Source organism: Pseudomonas sp. 203-8 (genome assembly GCF_020708595.1).
Lineage (GTDB): Bacteria > Pseudomonadota > Gammaproteobacteria > Pseudomonadales > Pseudomonadaceae > Pseudomonas > Pseudomonas aeruginosa.
This window is the reverse complement of the sequence record NZ_JAJFDF010000010.1, coordinates 1-21,017: the sequence shown is the minus strand read 5'-3', so window position 1 is coordinate 21,017 and position 21,017 is coordinate 1. Positions and strand designations below refer to the sequence as shown.

The following is a 21,017-nucleotide window of genomic DNA, read 5'->3' as shown; positions in this document are numbered from 1 at the left end:
AATTATCCTGAAGCCCCTTCGCCACCCGGAGACCTCGCATGGCCCGCAAGCCTCGCGCCGAGATGATCGAGGAAACCCGCGCCAAGCTGATCGACGCCGCGCGCCGAGCGTTCGCCGACAACGGCTACGCCGGCGCCTCGATGGACGAACTGACCGCCAGCGCCGGCCTCACCCGCGGCGCGCTGTATCACCACTTCGGCGACAAGAAAGGCCTGCTGGCCGCGGTGGTGCAGCAGATCGACGACGAGATGAATCTTCGCCTCGGCGCCATCCTGGCTGCCGGCGAGGACCTCTGGAGCGGCTTCCGTGCCTACAACCGGGCCTACCTGGAAATGGCCCTGGAAGCGGAAATCCAGCGCATCGTCCTGCGCGATGCCCCGGCCATCCTCGGCAGCCCCAGCAGCGAGGCCAGCCAACTGCGCTGCCTAAGCTCGATGACCGGGCAACTGCGCGAACTGATGGACAGCGGGCGCGTCCGCCGCACCGACGCCGAGGCCCTGGCCTGGCTGCTCAACGGCGCGCTGGTGGACGCCGCCCTGCGTATCGCCAACGCCGAACACCCGCCGGAGAGCCTGGCCAGGGCCTGCCAGGCCCTGGACGTGCTGCTCGACGGCCTGCTCATGGAGTGAAAAGCCAATGGACTACCGCATCAGAACCAGCCGCGACGAGGACGCCGCGCTGCTCCCGGCCATCGAGCGCTCAGCCGGGGAAAGCTTCCGCCTGCTGCCCGAGCTGGCCTGGATCGCCGACGCCGGGGTCGCCGGGGTGGACTTCCATCGCCGCCTGATCGAGCGCGGCAGCCACTGGCTGGCGGAAGACGCCGATGGCCAGCCGGTCGGTTTCCTCGCCGCCGAACGCTGCGCCGACGAGTTGCACATCGCCGAGTTGTCCATCGCCCTGGCCCACCAGCAACAGGGCCTGGGCCGCCGCCTGCTGGAGCGCGCGGTGACCTACGCCCACGCCAGCCACTGCCGGGCGCTGACCCTGACGACCTTCTGCGACGTGCCCTGGAACGCGCCGTTCTACGCACGCCTGGGCTTCCAGCGGCTGACCTGGCAGGAAGCCGGCGGGCGCTTGCGCGCGATCCTCGGCCACGAGCAGGAGATCGGCTTCGCCGCCGACAGCCGCTGCGCGATGCGCCTGGTGCTCTAGACGGCGGCAAAGGGCTTGACCGGCGGGTGGCGGGTGACGGTACAGTTGCCAACTGCAACAGGATGTTTCAGCACTGCCCCGGACGGGCTTCCGCTCTCCCTCTTCCCCAGTGTGCCCTTGCATGAGCAGTCAACGCCGAAACTACCGCTTCATCCTTGTCGTCACCCTGTTCGTCCTCGCCTCCCTGGCCGTCTCCGGACGGTTGGTCTATCTCCAGGTCCACGACCACGAATTCCTCGCCGACCAGGGCGACCTTCGCTCGATCCGCGACCTGCCGATCCCGGTCACCCGCGGCATGATCACCGACCGCAACGGCGAGCCGCTGGCGGTATCCACCGAAGTCGCGTCGATCTGGTGCAACCCCAGGGAAATGGCCGCCCACCTCGACGAGGTGCCGCGCCTGGCTGGCGCCCTGCACCGCCCTGCGGCGCCGCTGCTGGCCCAGCTCCAGGCCAACCCGAACAAGCGCTTCCTCTACCTCGAGCGCGGCCTGTCGCCGATCGAGGCCAGCGAGGTGATGGCCCTGGGCATAACGGGGGTACACCAGATCAAGGAATACAAGCGTTTCTACCCCAGTTCCGAGCTGACCGCGCAGTTGATCGGCCTGGTCAACATCGACGGCCGCGGCCAGGAAGGCACCGAACTGGGCTTCAACGACTGGCTGAGCGGCAAGGACGGGGTACGCGAGGTGGCGATCAACCCGCGCGGCTCGCTGGTCAACAGCATCAAGGTGCTGAAGACGCCCAAGGCCAGCCAGGACGTGGCCCTGAGCATCGACCTGCGACTACAGTTCATCGCCTACAAGGCGCTGGAAAAGGCCGTGCTCAAGTTCGGCGCGCACTCCGGCTCGGCGGTCCTGGTGAACCCGAAGAGCGGGCAGATCCTGGCGATGGCCAACTTCCCCTCCTACAACCCGAACAACCGCGCCAGCTTCGCCCCGGCCTTCATGCGCAACCGCACCCTCACCGATACCTTCGAGCCGGGCTCGGTGATCAAGCCGTTCAGCATGTCGGCGGCGCTGGCCTCCGGCAAGTTCGACGAGAACAGTCAAGTCAGCGTGGCACCGGGCTGGATGACCATCGACGGGCACACCATCCACGACGTCGCCCGGCGCGACGTACTGACCATGACCGGGGTACTGATCAACTCCTCGAACATCGGCATGAGCAAGGTCGCCCTGCAGATCGGGCCCAAGCCGATCCTCGAACAGCTCGGCCGGGTCGGTTTCGGCGCGCCGCTGTCGCTGGGCTTCCCCGGCGAGAACCCGGGCTACCTGCCGTTCCACGAGAAATGGTCGAACATCGCCACCGCCAGCATGTCGTTCGGCTACAGCCTGGCGGTGAACACCGCCGAGCTGGCCCAGGCCTACTCGGTGTTCGCCAACGACGGCAAGCTGGTGCCGCTCAGCCTGCTCCGCGACAACCCGCAGAACCAGGTGCGACAGGCGATGGACCCGCAGATCGCACGGCGCATCCGGGCGATGCTGCAAACCGTGGTGGAAGACCCGAAGGGCGTGGTCCGCGCCCGCGTGCCGGGCTACCACGTGGCGGGCAAGAGCGGCACCGCGCGCAAGGCCTCGGGCCGGGGCTACGCGGACAAGTCCTACCGTTCGCTGTTCGTCGGCATGGCGCCGGCGTCCGACCCGCAACTGGTGCTGGCGGTGATGATCGATTCGCCGACCAGGATCGGCTACTTCGGCGGCCTGGTCTCGGCGCCCACCTTCAGCGACATCATGGCCGGATCGCTACGCGCCCTGGCGATCCCGCCGGACAACCTGCAGGACAGCCCGGCCGTCGCCGACCGCCAGCACCACGGCTGACCGCTGCCTAGCCGTCGTGCTCGCGGCCCTCGGCGTCCAGCCAGTGCGCTCCCGGCCCCTCGGCGGAAAGCTGGTCGCCGGGGTTGCGCAACGGGCAGGCCTGGAGCGACAGGCAGCCGCAACCGATGCAGCCGTCCAGTTGGTCGCGCAACAGCAGCAGCTTGTCGATACGCTCGGTGAGATCCTCCTTCCACTGCGCCGACAGGCGCGCCCAGTCCGCCGCGCTAGGGCTGCGCCCCGCCGGCAGGGTCTGCAGGGCGCGAGCGATCTCCGCGAGGGGAATGCCGACCCGCTGGGCGACCTTGATCACCACCACCCGGCGTAGCGTCTCGCGACTGAAGCGCCGCTGGTTGCCGGCGTTGCGCTGGCTGCTGATCAGCCCCTTGGTTTCGTAGAAATGCAGGGCGGAGACCGCCACGCCGGCACGCCTGGCCAGTTCGCCGACGCTCAGTTCACGAGATGCGCAGGAATTCTTCATGATTGGCTTGACCTCAAGTTTGCTTGAGGTTTTACCCTGGGCCGGCCCTCGACACAAGTCACCCGGAGTAACCCGCCATGCTCATCCCCTCCTCCTATTGCTGCACCGACGATCAGTGCCCGGCCGCTAGCGAGCGGTCGCCGTGCTACGCGCAACTCATCGATATCGAGGTGGAACCCGCCAGCCAGTTGTCGCTGGCGCTGGAACAGAACGCGCACCTGCAACGCCTGGAACGCTGCTTCAGGAACTGCCCGGGCTACCTGTCCGCCAGCCTGCACCCCAGCGAGGACGGCCAGCACGTGCTGAACTACACCTGCTGGCGTTCACGCGAGGACTGCGAACGCGCCTGGCAGGCCCGGGAGGACGCGCAAGGCCCGCTGAGCGCGGGCGTCTGGCGGCTGGGGGCGAAAAGCGTGCGTTTCGAGACCTTCCTGGTCGACGCCGAGGGCTGCTGAGCCCGCCGGCGCCGACGGCCCGTCTCAGAAGGACTTCTGCAGGGAGGCCATGTCGATCACGAAGCGATACTTCACGTCGCTGGCCAGCATCCGCTCGTAGGCCTGGTTGATCTGCTGGATCTCGATCATCTCGATGTCGCAGGCGATCCCGTGGGCCGCGCAGAAATCCAGCATTTCCTGGGTCTCGGCGATGCCGCCGATGGCCGAGCCGGCGATCGAGCGGCGTCCCATCACCAGTTGCGCACCGTGCACCGCCGGCTCCAGCGGCTCGAGCAGGCCGACCAGTACGAGGGTGCCGTCGCGCTTGAGGGTCGCCAGATAGGGATTGAGGTCGTGCTGGTGCGGCACGGTGTCCAGGATCAGGTCGAAGCGTCCGGCGACGGCGGCCATCCGCTGTGGGTCGGTGGAAAGGATCACCTGGTCGGCGCCGAGCCGCCGCGCTTCCTCTTCCTTGCCCGGCGAGCGGGTGAACAGGGCCACCTCGGCACCGAGCGCCCTGGCGAACTTCAGGCCCATGTGACCGAGGCCGCCCAGGCCGACCACCGCCACCCGGCTGCCGGGACCGACCTTCCAGTGACGCAGTGGCGAGTAGGACGTGATCCCGGCGCACAGCAGCGGCGCCGCCGCCTTCGGATCGAGCCCCTGGGGAATGCGCAGGACGAACCTGGCCGAGACCACGATGCGCTCCGAGTAGCCGCCGAAGGTCGGCAGGCCGTCGTGGCGGTCGCGGCCGTTGTAGGTCAGGGTCGGGTATTCCGCGCAATACTGCTCCAGGCCCTCGGAGCAGGCGGCGCAGTGCCGGCAGGAGTCGACCATGCAGCCGACGCCGACCAGTTCGCCGACCGCGAAACCGCTCACCGCCTCGCCGACGCTGGCGACCCGGCCGATGATCTCGTGGCCCGGCACCAGCGGGTACAGGCTGTTGTGCCATTCGTTGCGCGCCTGATGGAGGTCCGAGTGGCAGACGCCGCAGTAGAGGATGTCGATCACCAGGTCGTCGGCGCGCGGCGCGCGGCGTTCGAAGCGATGGGCGGTCAGCGGGGTGCTGGCGGACTGGGCGGCGTAGCCGCGGATCTGTAAGGTCATCGGTGTGTCCTCTTCGCAGGATGGCGGGCCGCGACGGCTTGCTGGCGGCGGTCCGTTCGGGGGGCAATTGTTCGCCGGATGGGCGCCGCCGCAGAATGTCCATTCCTGTCGAAGCCTTGCCCATTCGTGCCGATGTTGCGTGCCGCCACTGCCCAGGCGCGCACGGGGTTGCTACGTTTGCCTCCCCTCCTGGAGAAACAGCCAAGGCATGAGCACTACTTCCACCGACATGGCGTCGCTGATCGCCACCCTGCAAGACGAACCGGGTTTCGACGCCACCCGCATCCCCGGGGTTCGCCTGATGCGCGCCGAACAGGCCTATCCGCGCAGCCCGGTGTTCTATGAGCCGCGCATCTGCATCCTCGCCCAGGGCCAGAAGATCGGTTTCCTCGGCGGCGAAACCTACCGCTACGACGCCGAACGCTACCTGGTGATGTCGGTGCCCCTGCCGTTCGAATGCGAAACCCACGCCTCCGCCGCCGAACCCTTGCTGGGAGTGAGCGTCGACGTGGATATCGGCACCTTGAAGGAACTGCTGCTACAGATGGAAGAGGCTCCCGGCAGCGACGACGACAATGAGCTGGCACCCAGCGCGCCGATGGCTTCGGTACCGCTGGACGCGGGGATGGCCGATGCGGTGATGCGCCTGCTGGGCTGCCTGCAGAGCCCGCTGGACAGCCATATCCTCGGCCCGCAACTGGTCCGCGAGATCATCTTCCGCGCCCTGCGCAGCGAGCAGGGCAACGCCCTGCGTGCGGTGGCCGGCCGGCACAGCGGCTACGGGCGCATGGCCAGGGCCCTGCGGCGCATCCACACCGACTACGCCAGTGCGCTGGACATCGACACCCTGGCTCGCGAGGCGAACATGAGCGTGTCGACCTTCCACCACAACTTCAAGGCGATGACCTTCACCTCGCCCCTCCAGTACCTGAAGAGCGTGCGCCTGTACAAGGCCTGGAGCCTGATGGTGCAGGACGGGCTGAACGCCAGTACCGCCGCCAACCAGGTCGGCTACGAGAGTCCCTCGCAGTTCAGCCGCGAGTTCAAGCGCTACTTCGGGCGCACGCCGAGCGAGGAAGTCCAGGCCGCCCGCCGCTAGCCGGCGGGAGCGGGGGCGCTTGCAATACATACGGATATCCGTATATTCAGCTTTCCATATATCCAGGAAGGCCCAGCGATGCCCAGCCCCGCCGAAGTGTTCAAGTGCCTGGCCGACGAGACGCGCGTTCGCGCCACCCTGCTGATCGTCGACCAGGGCGAACTGTGCGTCTGCGAACTGATGTGCGCCCTCGCCGACAGCCAGCCGAAGATCAGCCGCCACCTGGCCCAGTTGCGCAGTGCCGGGCTGCTCCTCGACCGTCGCCAGGGCCAGTGGGTGTATTACCGCCTGAACCCTGCGCTGCCGGCCTGGATCCACGAAGTCCTGCAAGTGACCCTGCGGGCCAACGGCGACTGGCTGCAAGCCGACGCAGCGCGCCTGCGCGACATGGACGGCCGCCCGCAGCGCGCCTCCGCCTGCTGCCAATAGCGCGAGCCGCCCCATGCTGATCGCCTTCGCCATCTTCCTGTTCACCCTGGTCCTGGTCATCTGGCAGCCCAGGGGCCTCGGCATCGGCTGGAGCGCCAGCATCGGTGCCCTGCTCGCCCTGGCGCTGGGCAGCGTCGCGCCGGGCGACATCCCGACCGTCTGGAACATCGTCTGGAATGCCACCGCCACCTTCATCGCGGTGATCGTCATCAGCCTGCTGCTGGACGAGGCCGGCTTCTTCGAATGGGCCGCGCTGCACGTCGCGCGCTGGGCTGGCGGCGACGGCCGGCGCCTGTTCGCCTTCTGCGTGCTGCTCGGCGCGGCGGTCTCGGCGCTGTTCGCCAACGACGGCGCGGCGCTGATCCTCACGCCCATCGTGATGTCGATGCTGCTGGCCCTGCGCTTCAGCCCGGCGGCGACCCTGGCCTTCGTCATGGCGGCGGGCTTCATCGCCGACAGCGCCAGCCTGCCGCTGGTGGTCTCGAACCTGGTGAACATCGTCTCGGCCGACTACTTCGGGCTCGGCTTCGGCGAGTACGCCGCGGTCATGCTGCCGGTAAACCTGGTGAGCGTCGCGACCTCCCTGCTGGTGCTGTTCCTCTATTTCCGCCGCGACCTGCCGCCGGTCTATGCGCTGGAGCAATTGAAGCCGCCGCGGGCGGCGATCCGCGACCGCGCGACCTTCATCGTCGGCGGCTGGATGCTGCTGGTCCTGCTCGCCGGGCTGTTCGCCCTGGAGCCGCTGGGCGTCCCCGTCAGCGCGGTGGCCGCGGCCTGTGCGGCGCTGCTGCTGGCGGTGGCCGGGCGCGGGCGGGTGATCTCGACCCGGCGGGTGCTGCGCGAAGCGCCCTGGCAGATCGTGGTCTTCTCGCTGGGCATGTACCTGGTGGTCTACGGCCTGAAGAACGCCGGTCTCACCGACCTCCTGGCGCAGCTCCTGAACCGCCTGGCCGAGCACGGCGTATGGGCGGCCGCGCTGGGTACCGGACTGCTTTCCGCCGCCCTCTCGTCGGTAATGAACAACATGCCCAGCGTGCTGCTCGGCGCCCTGTCGATCCAGGCCAGCGACACCGCCGGCGCGGTGCGCGAAGCGATGATCTACGCCAACGTCATCGGCTGCGACCTGGGTCCGAAGATCACCCCTATCGGCAGCCTGGCGACGCTGCTCTGGCTGCACGTGCTGGCGCGCAAAGGCATGCGCATCACCTGGGGCTACTACTTCAGGGTCGGCGCCCTGCTGACCCTGCCGGTCCTGCTGGCGACCCTTTCGGCCCTGGCCCTGCGCCTGGCCATCTGACGGCCGCCGGCGACGGCGGCAGGAGCATCCCATGCGAGTCCTGTTCATGTGCACGGCCAACAGTTGCCGCAGCATTCTTTCCGAAGCCATGTTCAACCACCTGGCCCCGCCGGGTTTCGAGGCATGCAGCGCCGGCAGCCAGCCCAGCGGGCGGGTGCATCCGCGCAGCCTGGCGACCCTCGAACAGGCCGGCATCGCCACCCACGGCCTGTACAGCAAGGGCAGCGAAGCCTTCGAAGGCGCACCGCCGGACATCGTCATCACCGTTTGCGACGCCGCCGCGGGGGAAGCCTGCCCGCTGTATCTCGGCGCAGCGCTGAAGGCCCATTGGGGCCTGGCCGATCCCTCCGCCCTGGATGGCGACGAAGCCCTGCGGGATGCGGCGTTCCACGCCACCCTGGCACGCATCGAACAGCGTTGCCGAGCCTTCCTCGGCCTGCCCTTCGCTACCCTGGATCGCGACCAGCTCAAGCGTGAGCTGGAGCGCATCGGCTCGCTCTGACCGGAGGAAGCATGTCCGAACAACTACCCAACCTCGATCCCGCGCTGCTCGGCGACCCGCCCCCCGTCTCCGGGCACAGGCCGCGCATCCTCCTGCTCTACGGCTCGACCCGCGAGCGCTCCTTCAGCCGCCTGCTGGTGCTGGAGGCCGCACGCCTGCTCGAACGCTTCGGTGCCGAAACGCGGATTTTCGACCCTTCCGGGCTGCCATTGCCCGATGATGCACCGGTGGAGCATCCCAAGGTCCGCGAGTTGCGCGACCTGGTGCAGTGGTCGGAAGGCCAGGTCTGGTGCTCGCCCGAGCGCCACGGTGCGCTGTCCGCGGTATTCAAGGCGCAGATCGACTGGATTCCCCTGGCACTCGGGGCGGTGCGCCCGACCCAGGGCAAGACCCTGGCGGTGATGCAGGTCTGCGGCGGCTCGCAGTCGTTCAACGTGGTCAACCAGTTGCGCGTGCTGGGTCGCTGGATGCGCATGTTCACCATCCCCAACCAGTCCTCGGTTCCCAAGGCCTACCTGGAGTTCGACGAAGCGGGCCGGATGAAGCCATCGCCCTACTACGACCGGGTGGTCGACGTGATGGAGGAGTTGTTCAAGTTCACCCTGCTCCTGCGCGAGCGCACGGACTTCCTGGTGGACCGCTATTCGGAGCGCAAGGAAAGCGCCGAGCAGCTTTCCGCGCGGGTCGACCAGCGTTCGCTCTGAACCGCGTCCGCCTCACTCGCGCCCCGGCGGATGGCCGAAGCGCGCGCGGTAGGCATGGGTGAAGTTTTCCGGACTGGAGTAACCCAGGCGATAGGCTATCTGCGCGATCTGCCAGCGACCCTCGCGGACCATCTGCCGGCCGATCTCGAGACGCCGGTCGCGGACGTACTGCAACATCGAGCGACCGAACTCGTTCTTGAAAATCCGCCGCAGGGTGGTTTCGCCGACCCCCAGTTGGCGCGCCAGTTCGAGGCTGGCCGGCGGCTCACCGAGGTTCGCCTCCAGCAGGCGGCGCGCTTCATGGGCCAGGTCGCGCTGGGCGCGTGGGGTGCGCGCGCGACGAAGGTCCGCGCCGCCCAGGTAGGCGGCCAGCTCCACCAGCAGGCCCAGGGTCAGGCTCTCTTCGTGCAGGCGTCCGAGGGCGCCGCGGTATGGATTCTGGTAGAGGCGCTCGAACAGGGCGGTGATGGCGCCGCAACGAGACAACTGGGTAAAGCTCGCGCCGTCGCCCTTCAGCCGCGCCAGCGGCCGCAAGGCGCCATCGCCGGTTTCCAGTTCCTCTTCCAGATAGCTGGCGGCGATCCGCAGCCCGCCCAGGCGCACGCGGCTGCCCGCCGGCAGGATATCGAAGGCCTCCATCGGCTCGCCGGTGCCGAGCACCGAAGGACCGCCCAGGTTGTAGAGATAAGGCTCGCCGCCGTCGACGCTGTGCCGCCACTGGCCGTCGAACATCTGCACGATGCACAGGCCTTCCGGCAGCACCTTGTGGGTTCGCAGCGGCTCGGTGAAGCTCAGGTCGCAATCGAAATACTGCATCGACGGGCGCACCGTCCGCGCCTGGTAGTGACCGGTGGCGCTGCCGAGCATTTCGCGCGCGTCGAGGATCTGCGACTGGCTCAGGGGTGAAGGAGCGTCGAAATAGAGCTCCGTGTCGTGGTAGGGATTCCAGCTTTCCATGGCGTAGGTATCGGTGGGACGCAACCATCTGAACCGGTTCAGGCAGCGGCTTTCCAGGATGGTTCCGTGCGCTGATCGAACCGAACCTGTGGGCGACGACGCTTTTCCTGTGAGCGGCGGCCGCCTCGGTTGTTCGTGGCTCGCGCCTGTATTAATAGATGCGCCCCTTTTACATCGCGTTGCCAAAGGGGGCGAGAATGATAGCAAAGTGGACTGCGGCACTGCTGATGGGCGCACTGGCGTGGGGATCCTGCACGGCGCAGGCCGAAGAGGCGCGGCCGCCAGTCGCCGACAAGGTGGTGGCCTACCAGGGCCAGCAGGGGCTCAAGGTCTGGACCCTGCGTATCGGCGAAGCGGCGGCCGGCGAAGCGCTGTTGCAGGTCGAAGGTCTGGACCACGACTGGGACCGCCTGATCCACAAGGTAAAGGTGGAAAAGAGCGCCAGGGACAGTCGCTACTCCACCGAACTGAACGGCAGCAAGTATGTGATCCTGATCGTGCGCGACGGCTGGGGCGAGCTCTACCTGCCCGGCGAACAGCAGACGCGGCAGGTCGCCTATAGCGAGTCGCTGTCGTCCGCAGGCGAGCCCCAGGCATTCCTGACCGACTACCTCGAGCAGAAATAAACGCGGATGAGCCACGATACGCTGCGGGTAAGGCTGCTCGCATTCCTCTTCCTGATTCCCCTGGCGCTCTACGCCTGGTCCGCCGTGCAGGCCTTCCGGGTCGACTCGACCCTGCGCGACGAACAGTTCATGCGCGACTGGAGCGCCTCGGTGCGCAACGACCCGGACGCCGCCGGCGCCATTCCCCGTCACCTGTTCCGTCCGGCCTATGGCGTCGAAGGTCATCTTCACCAGTTCGCCGAAGACGCCGAGGCCATCCGCCGCGACCATCCTTGGCTGGCTCTGCGCGGCTGGCTGGCCGCTATCGGCAAGCTCTGCGCGCTGGCGTCGGCGCTGGTCGCGGCCGCCTTGCTGGCGAGACTGGAATACGACGGGCGCCGCTCGATGCGCTCGCAAGCCTACCTGCTCGGCCACCTCGCGCCGGCCTGGCGGCGCCTCGGTCGACTGGTCCCGCTGCACGCTGGCCTGCTGGTCGCCGCCCTGGCCAGCCAGTTGCTCTACGAAGCGCTGTGGAGCTACAGCCACTGGCACAGCCACGGCTTCGTCGCCCTGCTCTTCTCGCTGCCGCTGTGGCTGCTGTTCCTCGGCGGCCTGCTCATGCTGCGGCGCCTGCGCGGCGAACTGCTGCCGCTGGAGGAACCGGTGCTCCACCTGCTCGGCCGCGAACTCGACCGGGTCGCCGCGCCCGGCCTCTGGCAATGGCTGGGACAGATCGCCGACCGCGCCGGAGCGCCGCTACCGGACCATGTCGTCACCGGCATCGAGCACTGCTACTTCGTCACCCAGGCCAAGGTCCTGCTGGCACCCCGCGGCATTCCGCTGGAGGGACGTACCCTGTACATCCCGCTGACCTATGCCTCGGTCATGAGCGAGGCCGAAAGCGCCGCGATCATCGGCCACGAACTGGGCCACTTCGCCGCCGGAGACACCGCCCACGGTGCCTCCCTGTCGCTCCTGCAGCGGCAGGTGCGCCTGCGCATCGAACGCATCGCCGCCCCCGAGGATGGGCGTGTCGGCCTGCTCGGCAAGCCGGGCCTGTGGGCCGCGCTGTACTTCCTCGATCGCTTCGAGCGCGCCTACCTGCACTGGAATCGCCGCCAGGAACTGGCCGCCGACAAGGTCGGGGCGCGGGTAGCCGGCGCGCGGGTCTTCGCCATCGCGCTGCTACGCACCTGCGCCCTTGCAGGACTGATCGAACGCCTGCTGGCCAGCCCGCAGACGCGCAACCTGGTGCATGCGCTGACCGACCATCTGCGCGGGAACTCCCTGGAACTGGACGAACACGACAGCGCTCGCCGCCTGGAACACCCCTTCGACAGTCACCCGCCGACCTACCAGCGGATCGCGGACCTTTCCCTGGCGCTCGACGACGATCTGCTGCGACAGGCAAGGCGCATCGTCAGCGCCGACGACACGCAGTGGCTCAACCGCCTGCTCGATGCAGGCCACGGGGAAAGCCGGTGATCCCGCCGGGCGCGCAAACGCCCTGCCCCGCCGGGACAAGGGGCGACGAAGCCACGCAGTTGCGGCGCTTCGTCGCCAGCGTCCCCAACCGGATAAGCATCGGCGCCGCCCGTGGCGCGGCGCCGCTGTCCGCCCTGCTCGGCCTGCTGCTGCTCGGCGGCGCCTGGACCTTGCGCGACCACCCCGGTCCCGGCCATGAGGCGGCGGCGCTGTGCCTGCTGGCGGCGGCCGCCCTCCTCATGTGCCTGGCCTGCCTGCAGCGCAACGCCAGGAGCGCGCCGTTCCTCGTCCTCGGCCAGGGGCGCCTGCGCGCCCGCAGCCTGTCGGCGCCGCTGGACCTGCTGGAGGTCGCCGACCTGCGCCTGGAGGACGGGGTCTGGTTCTCCGCGATAGTCCTCGAACTGCACGGCAAGGCGCTACCGGCACCATCCACGCGCCCGCTCGATCCGTTCGCCGCGCGTGCCGTCAGCGAATGCCGGGACGGCCCACGGGTTCGCCTGCTGTCCCCCGGCTGGCGCCTCAACGGTCGCAACCTGTCGCTACTGGAAGCCGCGGAGGTCATCGACCTCTACCTGGACATCGCCCGCGCCCAGGCCCGGCTCCGCCAACTGGGCGAGATCCCGCCCAGTGCTTCCTCTTCACTCCCAACTCCAAGGATATTTCCATGAGCAACCAGGAACCCCGGGACCTCGTCTCCAACCTCGCCGAAACCCTCGGTGCCGAACACGAAGAGCTGAACCAGGCGAAGACCGCCGAGGTCATCGCCCACCTGGAGCGGGTGATCGCCAACGTACCGCCGGCCACCGAGTTCACCAATACCCGCAAGTACGTGGTGCTGGGTCCGCTGCTGAGCATCGTGCCCTTCATCATGACCGGCATGTGGTTCTCCCAGGGCAAGCCGGGGGTCGGCGTCGTCGGCTTGCTGCTCGGCCTGTTCGGGCTGTTCCTCGGCTACCAGCATCGCAACTCCGGCAAGACCCCCTTCATGCGCCTGACCCGTACCCAGCTCTGGGCCGACAGCCTGTCGGCTCCGGTCGAGCTGGCCGACGTCATCGATTTCAGCGTCAAGGCCGACATGCTGCAAACCACCCAGACCCTCCACCTGCGGCCCGAAACGCCGCTGCCGACCCATCGCGCCGTACGCCAGGTGTTCGCCTCCCAGGCCATGGCCTTCAAAGGCAAGGACCCGCGCATCACCATCATGTCGGCCGGCCTGCAGAGCGATGGCAAGAAGCTGGACTGCGACGACATGGCGGCGATCCTCGACGCCTACATCCAGGCCGCCCACGCCCAGCGCTACCTGCAACAACTGCGCAGCCAGGGCTGAGTGAAGGGCACGGTCCATCCGCGAAGGCTGCTGCTTTGCCTGGTGCTGGTTCCAGCGCTGCTGGCGGGGCTCGGCGCCTGGCAGTCCTGGCGCGCCGAGCAGCAGGCCGAGCGACTGGGCGCCGCGCAGCAGCGGGTCGAGCGCGCGCTCGCCGAAGCGCGGGCGCTGCCGCCGAGGGCCAGCGTCCGGGTGGACGGCCGGGCCTATGTGCGCGACCTGGCCCTGGCGCGGCTCGACGAGCAACTCGCCGACACACGAAGCGCACAGCGCCTGAATCGCTTCGCCGCCGTCCTCGCCGATAGCGGAGCCTGCCTGGCGGCGCTGGTCGCCGTATTGGGAGCCGTCTCCCTGGCCGGCATCGCCGGCGCCGCACGCAGCGCACTGCGCTCGCGTCGCTGCCTGCTCCTGTGGTTCGAGCTGGGCCGACGCCTGCTACCCTGCCTGCTCCTCGCCCAGATCGGCCTGCTCGCCCTGGCCCTGGCCTGTGCCGGAACGTTCGAGATCCTCGGGCTGTGGCGGGTCGGCCAGGTTCCGGTCAGCGAAGGACGCACCCAACTGAGCGTGGCGCTGATCCTTCTCGGCCTGCTGGCGTCGGCGTGGCAAATGCTGGCGAAGATCAGCCGCTTGCGCCTGCGCCCGGCGCCGGCCCTGGATGTCATCGGCCGCCGGCTGGGCGAAGAGGATGCACCGGAACTCTGGACGCTACTGCGCGAGCTGGCGGCGCGCCTCGACACGCCAGCCCCGCAGCACCTGTTGGTAGGTCTCTGCGACGGCTTCTACGTGACCGCCAACCGCGTCTGCCTGCAACCTTCCGGCGAGCATCTGGAAGGACGCAGCCTATACCTCTCGCTACCGTTGCTGGGCCTGCTGGACCGCGCCGAACTGAGTGCAGTGATCGCTCACGAACTGGCCCACTTCGCCGGCCGCGACGCCCATTACAGCCTGCGCTTCCTGCCGATCTACCAGGGCGCCGCGAGCCAACTGGCCGCCATCGAGGAGCAGGAAGCCAACGTCTTCGAACGTGCGGCACTGGAACCGGCGCGACTATTGGCCGGGTACTTCCTCGAACGTTTCGGCCTCGCCGTGAACCACTGGAGCCGCCTGCGCGAATTCGCCGCCGACCGCCGCGCCGCACAACTGGCCGGTGCGCCGGCGATGGCCTCGGCCCTGCTGCGCAGCGCGGCGGCCGGCGCGCCGATACGGGCGTTCCTCGAACACTGCCTGCTCGCTCCGGCGCGCGCGCCGAACAACCTGGTGGACGCCATCCACGTCTACCTGGGCCAGTCCGGCCTGGAAGCACCGGCCCCCGGGGCGGAGGGACTCCAGGTCCATCCGCAGGATACCCACCCTCCGCTGGGCCTGCGCTGCACGGCGCTGGGAGAGAGCTTCGAACGCACCTGGGCCGGGACCGCCGGCCGGGCCGTTCCGACACGACCGCCGAGCCAGGCGCTGGGCGTCTGGTTCGGCGCCCCCCTGGCGTTGAGCCGAGCGCTCAGCGCCGACCTGCTCGGCAAGACCTGTGAGAATCCCCATGCAAGAAACTGACGAAACCCTCGACGAACTGCCGCCGCTGGAAGCCCGCTGCGAGATCCGCGAGGTCTCGCGGGGCACCGCCTGCGTTGCCCTGCTCGCTGGCCTGGTGGCTGGCGCCACCGGTCTCTGGCTCGCTTCGCTGCCCCACGCCTGGCGCCTGGCCAGTGGCCAATGGCTGTTCTGGCTGCCAGCCGCGCTGCTGCTGGGCGGCGGCCTGTACGCCTGCCTGGCGGGCGTGTTCCTCTACCGGCGCCACGGCCAGGTCGCGCTCACCCTGACGCCGGAGAGCATCGCCTTCGCCAACGCGCCGCAGGTGCCGATGTACACCTTCCAGTCGCTGGAGATCGAGCGCGGGCGCTGGCTGGAACTCACCTTCGCGACCACCTTCGACTGCACGGCGCCGAGCTTCGACAACCATGCCCGTTTCGACCCGCGGGCTTTCGCCCGCCCCGAAGCCCGCGCGGTGGCCGGCGGCAAGCGGGTCAAGCTGGCGCTGTGCGGCGCCGCGCTGAACGGCCAGAAAATGGAGCTGGAGCCGCTCGCACGACTGATCTACCGGTACATCCTCGCCGGCCATCGCCAGCGCGCCCTGCAACATCATCGCGCGCCCGGGAGCGACGGCAGCGGGGCCTGAAGCGAGCAACGCTCAGGCTGCGCGCTGGCGTTGCCAGTCCACCGCGGCTTTCAGGCGCGCCACCACCTTGCGCACGAAGAGCGGGTCGTCCGCCACGCAGAGCTCCGCGCTGACCCACTCCGGCCAGCCGGCCCCCTGGCGTTCGCGGGCACCCAGCAGGCGCTCGACTTCGTCGCGCACGGCGCACTCCAGGCGTTCGCTGGCACGATTGCGGGACAGGTGGAGGCGCAGGCAGGCCTGTTTCTCGCGCTCCAGGGCGCGGCGTCGGGACAGCGGCAGTTCGGCAAGGTTGTGGCTCATGATCGGTGCTCCTTGTCGCGCAGGCAGGCGATTTCCGATTACTGTACATCCATACAGTAATCGGAATTGACGACGCTGACAAGGGCTGGCCGGGTAGCGCGAACAAGCGCATCCGGCACTTCAGAACTGGTATTCGACCCCGGCTCCCGCGTACCAGGACAGCCCGGGGGCCGCTTCGTAGTAACGCCGGTTGCCGTCGCCGACGATGACCGAGCCGACGTACTGGCGGTCGAACAGGTTGTCCAGGCGCACCAGCTGGTGGAAGGCCCAGGCTCCCAGGCGCTGTTCGAAGCGGGTGCGCCAGTTGAATACCGCATAGCTCGGCGCGGCCTTTTCGCTGTTGCTGTCCTCGACGTAGACCTGGCTGCGGTACATGCCTTCCCAGCCCATGCTGATGCCCTCCGCGGGCTTCCACACCAGTTCGCCGAACAGGCTGCTTTCCGGCACGCCCGGCAGGTGCTTGCCCTTGCCGATGGTCTTGCCGCCGGCCTCGAAATCCGAATCGTAGGTGGCGGATAGCCGGGTATAGGCCAGGTTGGCGTTCCAGTGCTCGCTCAGTTCGCTCTCCAGGCCCAGTTCGAAGCCGCGACGCAGGGTCTTGCCGGCGTTCTGGTAGCTGGTGCGACCGCCGAGGGAGCTGGCGACGACGATCTCGTCCTCGGTGCGGATCTGGAAGATCGCCGCGTTGACCCGCGTATTGCCCCACAGGCGCGCCTTCAGCCCGGCTTCGTACTGGCTGCTGGTGGCTGGCTTGAGGCCGAAGTTGAAGACGTCCGGCGCGTTCGCCGCCACCGGCGCATAGGCCATCTCCGCCTGGGTCGGAGTCTCGAAGCCCTTGCCGGCGCTGAGGTAGCCGTGCAGGTCGGGGGTGAAGGCGTACATCACCGAGAACGACGGGGTGTTCTTCCGGTAGCGCCGCGAGCCGCTGGCATCGCCGTTGCTCAGGTAGCGGTCGTCGACCTCCATCTTCATGGTGCTGTGGCGCACCCCGGCCTGCAGGGTCCAGGCGTCGATGGCCCAGCTCGCCTGCAGGTAGGGATCGAGGCTGGTGGCGGTGTCCACCTCGTCGCGGCGCAACTTGCCCTTCACGCCGAGCTGGTCGCCGTTGAAGTTCTGGTAGCCGCGACGGTCGTCGCGGCTCTGGTCGTAGTCGAGGCCGACGGTCAGGTTCAGCTCGCCCGGCGCCTGGCTTACCGGTTGCAGCCAGCGCACGGTGCCACCGTGGAAGTCGCGGTCGAAGTCGATCACCGCGCCGTTTCTCTGGCAACGCGGATTACTCTCGCATCCTATCTGCTTGGGTATCGCCTGATACTGCACGACACTGCGCTTGCCCACGTAGGCGTTGACCTGCAAGGTCGCCTCGCCGAAGTAGCGCTCGTAGTTCATCCCGGCCTGCTGGTGGTCGATGCTCTTGCGCGTGTCGTACAGCTCGGCGTTGGCGGTGACGGAGCGCGGGTCGTGCTTGTAGGCGTCCCAGGTCTGCCCCAGCGGATCTTCAGTGTCGTTCTGTTCCAGGCTGCTGTAGATCAGCGCCACGCGGCTGTCGGCGTCGGGCCTGAAGTTGAGCTTGGCGAAGGTCTGGTCGCGGCGCGCGGCGCTGTGGTCGCGGTAGCCGTCGGTGTCCATCCGCGAGGCATCCACCAGGAAACCGACCCCGTCGCCCTCGCCTTCCGTGTACAGGTGGTTGCGGCTCAGGCCATCGCTGCCGACGGTGGTTTCCGCGCCGACCCGCGGGGCGCCCTGGCCGTCGCGGGAGAACATCTGGATCACCCCGCCGGCGTTGCTGCCGTAGATCGTCGAGGCCGGCCCGCGCAGTACCTCGATGCGCTCGGCGACGTCGAGGTTGAGGGTCGCGGCCTGGCCCTGGCCATCCGGCGTACTGGCCGGGATGCCGTCGGCGAGCAGCTTCAGCCCGCGGATACCGAAGGCCGAGCGGGCGCCGTAGCCGCGCGAGGAGATTTGCAGGTCCTGGGCGTAGTTCTGGCGGTTCTGCACCACCAGGCCAGGTACCCGCGGCAGGACTTCGGAGAGGTTGATGCCGAGCTGGCCGTCGGCGATCTGCCGACGCTCGATGCTATCCACCGAGAACGGCAGGTCGAAGGTGTCGCTGGGGTTGTAGCTGCCGGTCACCACCATGGGTTCGAGGCTGCGTCGCTCCTCGCCCTGGACGGCGCAGGCGATGGCCAGGCCACAGAGCGCCAGGGAGCCGGGCAACAGGTGGGAGACGAAGCTGGGTCGGGGTCGGGACGGCATGCAGGGTTCCGCGGGTCGCAAGGTATCGAAGGGGCTTTGCCAAGGGCGGGAACGCGCCTCCCCTTGGCAAAGCCCCTTCCGGGCCGAGGCCCGGAAGGCCGGGAGCCGGCTGTGGGCTCCCGGTGGGCGGGTCATTGCCTGGGCAGGGCGTAGGCGATGATGTAGTCACCCATGCGGGTACCGAAGGAGCCGTGTCCGCCAGCGACGATCAGCACGTACTGGCGACCGTCCTTGCCGGTGTAGCTCATCGGCGTGGCCTGGCCGCCGGCCGGCAGGCGCGCCTGCCAGAGCTGCTTGCCGTCCTTCACGTCGTAGGCGCGCAGGTACTGGTCGAGCGTGCCGCTGAGGAAGGCCACGCCGCCGGCGGTGGTGATCGAGCCGCCCATGCTCGGTACGCCGACGGTGAGGCCGATCGGCACCGGGGTGTTGTCGCGGCTGGTGCCGTTCTTGTGCTGCCAGACGACCTTGGCGGTGGTCAGGTCGATACCCGCCACGTCACCCCAGGACGGCGCCTGGCACGGCAGGCCGATGGGCGACATGAACGGATGCATGATCACCGCGTAGGGCGCGCCGGTGTTCGGCTGCACGCCGCTGGTCTCGCCCTCGCGCTTGCTTCCGCTGGGCACCTTGTCGCGCGGCACCATCTGCGAGACGAAGGCCATGTAGTTGGGGCTGGTGAAGAGGATCTGGCGCACCGGGTCGACCGACACCCCGCCCCAGTTGAACACTCCGACGTTGCCCGGATAGATCAGGCTGCCCTGCTCCGACGGCGGGGTGTACTGGCCCTCGTAGCGCAGCGAGCGGAACTGGATGCGGCAGAGCATCTGGTCGAACGGGCTGCTGCCCCACATGTCGCGCTCGGTCAGCGGCGGGCGCAGCAGGTTGAGGTCGGAACGCGCCTGGGTCGGCGCGGTATGGTCGCCCTCCACCGCGCCCTGCGGCGCCGGCACTTCGCGGATCGGCACGATCGGCGTGCCGTCGCGGCGGTCCAGCACGTACAGGCTGCCCTGCTTGGTCGGCGCGATCAGCGCCGGCTTGACGTCATCGGCGGTCTTCAGGTCGAGCAGGGTCGGCTGGCTGCCGACGTCCATGTCCCACAGGTCGTGGTGGGTGAACTGGTAGTTCCAGCGCAGCTTGCCGGTGTTCAGGTCGAGGGCCACCAGGCCGGCGCTGAACTTCTCGGCACCGGGGGTGCGGTTGCCGCCCCACTGGTCGGGCATCTGGTTGCCCAGCGGCAGGTAGACCTGGCCGAGCTTCTCGTCGACGCTGGCCAGCGACCACATGTTCGGCGAGTTGCGGGTATAGAACTTGCCGGGAGCCAGGGGCTCGGTCTCGTCCGGGTTGCCGCTGTCCCAGTTCCACACCAGCTTGCCGTCGTGCACGTCGAAGGCGCGGATCACCCCGGACGGCTCGTTGGTCGACTCGTTGTCGGTGACGTGGCCGCCGATGATCACCAGATTGCGGGTGACCGCCGCCGGCGAGGTGGAGTAGTAGCCGCCCGGGGTGAACGGACCGATGCCGGCCGTCAGGTCGACCGCGCCCTTGACCCCGAAGTCCTCGCAGACCTTGCCGTTGTCGGCGTTGATCGCGATCAGGCGGGCGTCGGCGGTGGGCAGGAACAGGCGCCGCGGACAACTGGCGGCGACCGCCTTGCCGGCCTCGGAGAGCGCGGCCGGCGGCGCGCCGACGTCGCTCCTGGCGTACTGCTCTTCGTCGTAGTAGGAGACGCCACGGCAAGTCATGTGGGCGAAGCCCTTGAAGCCTACCGGGCTCTGGATCTGCGGATCGAAGCGCCAGATTTCCGCGCCGGTGTCCGGGTCGAGGGCCAGCACCTTGCTGTGCGCGGTGCAGGCGTAGAGCATGCCGTTGACCTTCAGCGGGGTGTTCTCGTTGGTCAGTTCGAGCGGATCGTCGGCGGTCGGCAGGTCGCCGGTACGGATGCGCCAGGCTTCCTCGAGCTGGCCGACGTTGGCCGGGGTGATCTGCTTCAACGGCGAGTAGCGGTCGCCGAACTCGGTGCGCCCGTAGGCCTGCCAGTCGCCGTCCGGCATCGCCGGGGCGGTGCTGGTCATGCCGCTGTCGCGGTCGATGCGACCGACGATCTGCCCCGGATTGGTGAACTGGCTGCCCACCGCGGCGGCGCCGGCCAGGACCACCGCCACGCCCAGCGCCGCGGTGCCCAGCGGCGCCGGACCGTCGGCCAGCAGCGGGCGGCGGAACCAGGGTAGCCAGAGCAGCAGGCCGAAGACGAACCACAGAGCCAGGCGCGGCACCAGTTGCCACCAGTCCAGGCCGACTTCCCACAGCGCCCAGACGGTGCTGGCGAACAGCACCAGAGCGTACAGGCCTAGCGCCGCACGCTTGCCCAGCAGCAGCAACAGTCCGCTCAGGGCCAGGCCGATGCCGGCCAGCAGGTAGTACAGCGAGCCGCCCAGGCTCGCCAGCTTGATGCCGCCGGCCAGCAGCGCCAGGCCGGACAGCAGGATCAACAGGCCGAGCAGGCTCGGCAGCAGGCGCGATCGACTGCGGTTACCTTCGCTCATCGTCCGGTACTCCCTTCGGGGTTGATGACAGGCATTGCTTACTCTCCTATTACGTTCTGCACGCCGGGCTGTTCAGCCCGCCGCGCCGCGTTGGGCGGCGCTGAAGAAATGGCCGCTGGCCATGACCGAATCGCGGTTGTCCGAAGCAACAGCCTAGAACACCGTCTGGATCTTGATCCCCGCCACCAGCGCGTTGTCGACCTCGTCGACCCCGCCCGGCTGCTTGATGTATTGCAGGTTCGGCCGCACCGTCAGCCAGTCGGTCACATGCACCCCGTAGTACAGCTCGGCGTTGTACTCGGTGTCCTGCAGCGGCTGGTACAGCGGGTTGTCGTAGTCGTCGATGCCGTTCACCTGGT

The 21,017-nt window shown here is 68.6% G+C and carries 22 protein-coding genes; 15 read left to right on the top strand and 7 right to left on the bottom strand.

Features of this window, described 5'->3' with window-relative positions:
* Nucleotides 1–38 precede the first annotated feature (38 nt).
* The 3 genes from LJF27_RS22830 (at nt 39) to LJF27_RS22820 (ending at nt 2,971) form a co-directional block, all read left to right on the top strand.
* The gene (locus LJF27_RS22830; protein ID WP_003113746.1) at nt 39–629 is read left to right on the top strand and encodes a TetR/AcrR family transcriptional regulator; all 591 of its coding nucleotides are present in this window, start codon (nt 39–41) and stop codon (nt 627–629) included.
* Between the two features lie 7 nt (nt 630–636).
* Nucleotides 637–1,152 carry a GNAT family N-acetyltransferase gene (locus LJF27_RS22825; protein ID WP_023116861.1) on the top strand — a complete coding sequence of 172 codons (516 nt, stop codon included), beginning with the start codon at nt 637–639 and terminating at the stop codon, nt 1,150–1,152.
* Between the two features lie 121 nt (nt 1,153–1,273).
* Nucleotides 1,274–2,971, top strand: coding sequence for a peptidoglycan D,D-transpeptidase FtsI family protein (locus tag LJF27_RS22820; RefSeq protein ID WP_003110751.1), 1,698 nt, complete (start codon nt 1,274–1,276; stop codon nt 2,969–2,971).
* A 7-nt stretch (nt 2,972–2,978) separates the two neighbouring features.
* Here LJF27_RS22820 and soxR read toward each other — a convergent pair whose 3' ends face one another.
* Nucleotides 2,979–3,449, bottom strand: a complete 471-nt coding sequence (gene soxR / locus LJF27_RS22815; RefSeq protein WP_003089301.1) for a redox-sensitive transcriptional activator SoxR — start codon at nt 3,447–3,449, stop codon at nt 2,979–2,981.
* 77 nt (nt 3,450–3,526) lie between these two features.
* Here soxR and pumA point away from each other — a divergent pair, with 77 nt between their 5' ends.
* Nucleotides 3,527–3,904 (top strand): monooxygenase PumA, encoded by a 378-nt coding sequence (gene pumA, locus LJF27_RS22810; protein WP_003089304.1) that lies wholly within the window; start codon nt 3,527–3,529, stop codon nt 3,902–3,904.
* Between the two features lie 24 nt (nt 3,905–3,928).
* Here pumA and LJF27_RS22805 read toward each other — a convergent pair whose 3' ends face one another.
* Nucleotides 3,929–4,990 carry an NAD(P)-dependent alcohol dehydrogenase gene (locus LJF27_RS22805; RefSeq protein ID WP_003113749.1) on the bottom strand — a complete coding sequence of 354 codons (1,062 nt, stop codon included), beginning with the start codon at nt 4,988–4,990 and terminating at the stop codon, nt 3,929–3,931.
* A 208-nt stretch (nt 4,991–5,198) separates the two neighbouring features.
* On the opposite strand from LJF27_RS22805, the gene LJF27_RS22800 reads away from it, so the two are divergent.
* From LJF27_RS22800 to arsH, 5 genes are all read left to right on the top strand, one after another.
* A complete protein-coding gene (locus LJF27_RS22800) occupies nt 5,199–6,089 on the top strand; it encodes an AraC family transcriptional regulator (protein WP_003113750.1) in 891 nt (296 codons plus the stop codon).
* A gap of 78 nt (nt 6,090–6,167) precedes the next feature.
* Entirely contained in the window at nt 6,168–6,518 is a 351-nt protein-coding gene (locus tag LJF27_RS22795) for a metalloregulator ArsR/SmtB family transcription factor (protein ID WP_003089312.1), read from the top strand.
* Between the two features lie 13 nt (nt 6,519–6,531).
* Entirely contained in the window at nt 6,532–7,815 is a 1,284-nt protein-coding gene (locus LJF27_RS22790; RefSeq protein ID WP_023110035.1) for an arsenic transporter, read from the top strand.
* 31 nt (nt 7,816–7,846) lie between these two features.
* Nucleotides 7,847–8,317: an arsenate reductase ArsC gene (locus LJF27_RS22785; protein WP_003112098.1), complete on the top strand. Its 471-nt coding sequence runs from the start codon at nt 7,847–7,849 to the stop codon at nt 8,315–8,317.
* A gap of 11 nt (nt 8,318–8,328) precedes the next feature.
* A complete protein-coding gene (arsH, locus tag LJF27_RS22780) occupies nt 8,329–9,021 on the top strand; it encodes an arsenical resistance protein ArsH (protein ID WP_003117819.1) in 693 nt (230 codons plus the stop codon).
* Nucleotides 9,022–9,033: 12 nt separating this feature from the next.
* Here arsH and LJF27_RS22775 read toward each other — a convergent pair whose 3' ends face one another.
* A complete protein-coding gene (locus LJF27_RS22775; RefSeq protein WP_003122741.1) occupies nt 9,034–9,888 on the bottom strand; it encodes a helix-turn-helix transcriptional regulator in 855 nt (284 codons plus the stop codon).
* Between the two features lie 287 nt (nt 9,889–10,175).
* On the opposite strand from LJF27_RS22775, the gene LJF27_RS22770 reads away from it, so the two are divergent.
* From LJF27_RS22770 to LJF27_RS22745, 6 genes are read left to right on the top strand one after another with little or no spacing between them, the layout of a single operon-like run.
* The gene (locus LJF27_RS22770) at nt 10,176–10,604 is read left to right on the top strand and encodes a hypothetical protein (RefSeq protein ID WP_003089323.1); all 429 of its coding nucleotides are present in this window, start codon (nt 10,176–10,178) and stop codon (nt 10,602–10,604) included.
* A gap of 6 nt (nt 10,605–10,610) precedes the next feature.
* Complete coding sequence (locus LJF27_RS22765; RefSeq protein WP_003124658.1) at nt 10,611–12,068, top strand: M48 family metalloprotease; 1,458 nt, start codon at nt 10,611–10,613, stop codon at nt 12,066–12,068.
* On the top strand, nt 12,065–12,736 hold the full coding sequence (locus LJF27_RS22760) for a hypothetical protein (RefSeq protein ID WP_003122739.1): 672 nt from the start codon (nt 12,065–12,067) through the stop codon (nt 12,734–12,736). Before LJF27_RS22765 ends, LJF27_RS22760 begins: the two co-directional genes overlap by 4 nt.
* Nucleotides 12,733–13,395: a hypothetical protein gene (locus tag LJF27_RS22755; RefSeq protein ID WP_003089328.1), complete on the top strand. Its 663-nt coding sequence runs from the start codon at nt 12,733–12,735 to the stop codon at nt 13,393–13,395. Before LJF27_RS22760 ends, LJF27_RS22755 begins: the two co-directional genes overlap by 4 nt.
* Nucleotides 13,396–14,940 (top strand): M48 family metallopeptidase, encoded by a 1,545-nt coding sequence (locus tag LJF27_RS30480; RefSeq protein ID WP_023116862.1) that lies wholly within the window; start codon nt 13,396–13,398, stop codon nt 14,938–14,940.
* Entirely contained in the window at nt 14,927–15,562 is a 636-nt protein-coding gene (locus LJF27_RS22745; RefSeq protein WP_009876436.1) for a hypothetical protein, read from the top strand. The genes LJF27_RS30480 and LJF27_RS22745 overlap by 14 nt, the downstream gene beginning before the upstream one ends.
* A gap of 12 nt (nt 15,563–15,574) precedes the next feature.
* Here the strand turns inward: LJF27_RS22745 and LJF27_RS22740 are convergent, their stop codons facing one another.
* From LJF27_RS22740 to LJF27_RS22725, 4 genes are all read right to left on the bottom strand, one after another.
* Nucleotides 15,575–15,862 carry a hypothetical protein gene (locus LJF27_RS22740; RefSeq protein ID WP_003144096.1) on the bottom strand — a complete coding sequence of 96 codons (288 nt, stop codon included), beginning with the start codon at nt 15,860–15,862 and terminating at the stop codon, nt 15,575–15,577.
* A 120-nt stretch (nt 15,863–15,982) separates the two neighbouring features.
* Complete coding sequence (locus LJF27_RS22735) at nt 15,983–18,115, bottom strand: TonB-dependent receptor family protein (RefSeq protein ID WP_023116863.1); 2,133 nt, start codon at nt 18,113–18,115, stop codon at nt 15,983–15,985.
* Nucleotides 18,116–18,246: 131 nt separating this feature from the next.
* Nucleotides 18,247–20,658: a glucose/quinate/shikimate family membrane-bound PQQ-dependent dehydrogenase gene (locus LJF27_RS22730; RefSeq protein WP_023116864.1), complete on the bottom strand. Its 2,412-nt coding sequence runs from the start codon at nt 20,656–20,658 to the stop codon at nt 18,247–18,249.
* A gap of 153 nt (nt 20,659–20,811) precedes the next feature.
* Nucleotides 20,812–21,017, bottom strand: a 206-nt coding sequence (locus LJF27_RS22725; RefSeq protein WP_033941793.1) for a carbohydrate porin, incomplete at its 5' end; no start/stop codon positions are given.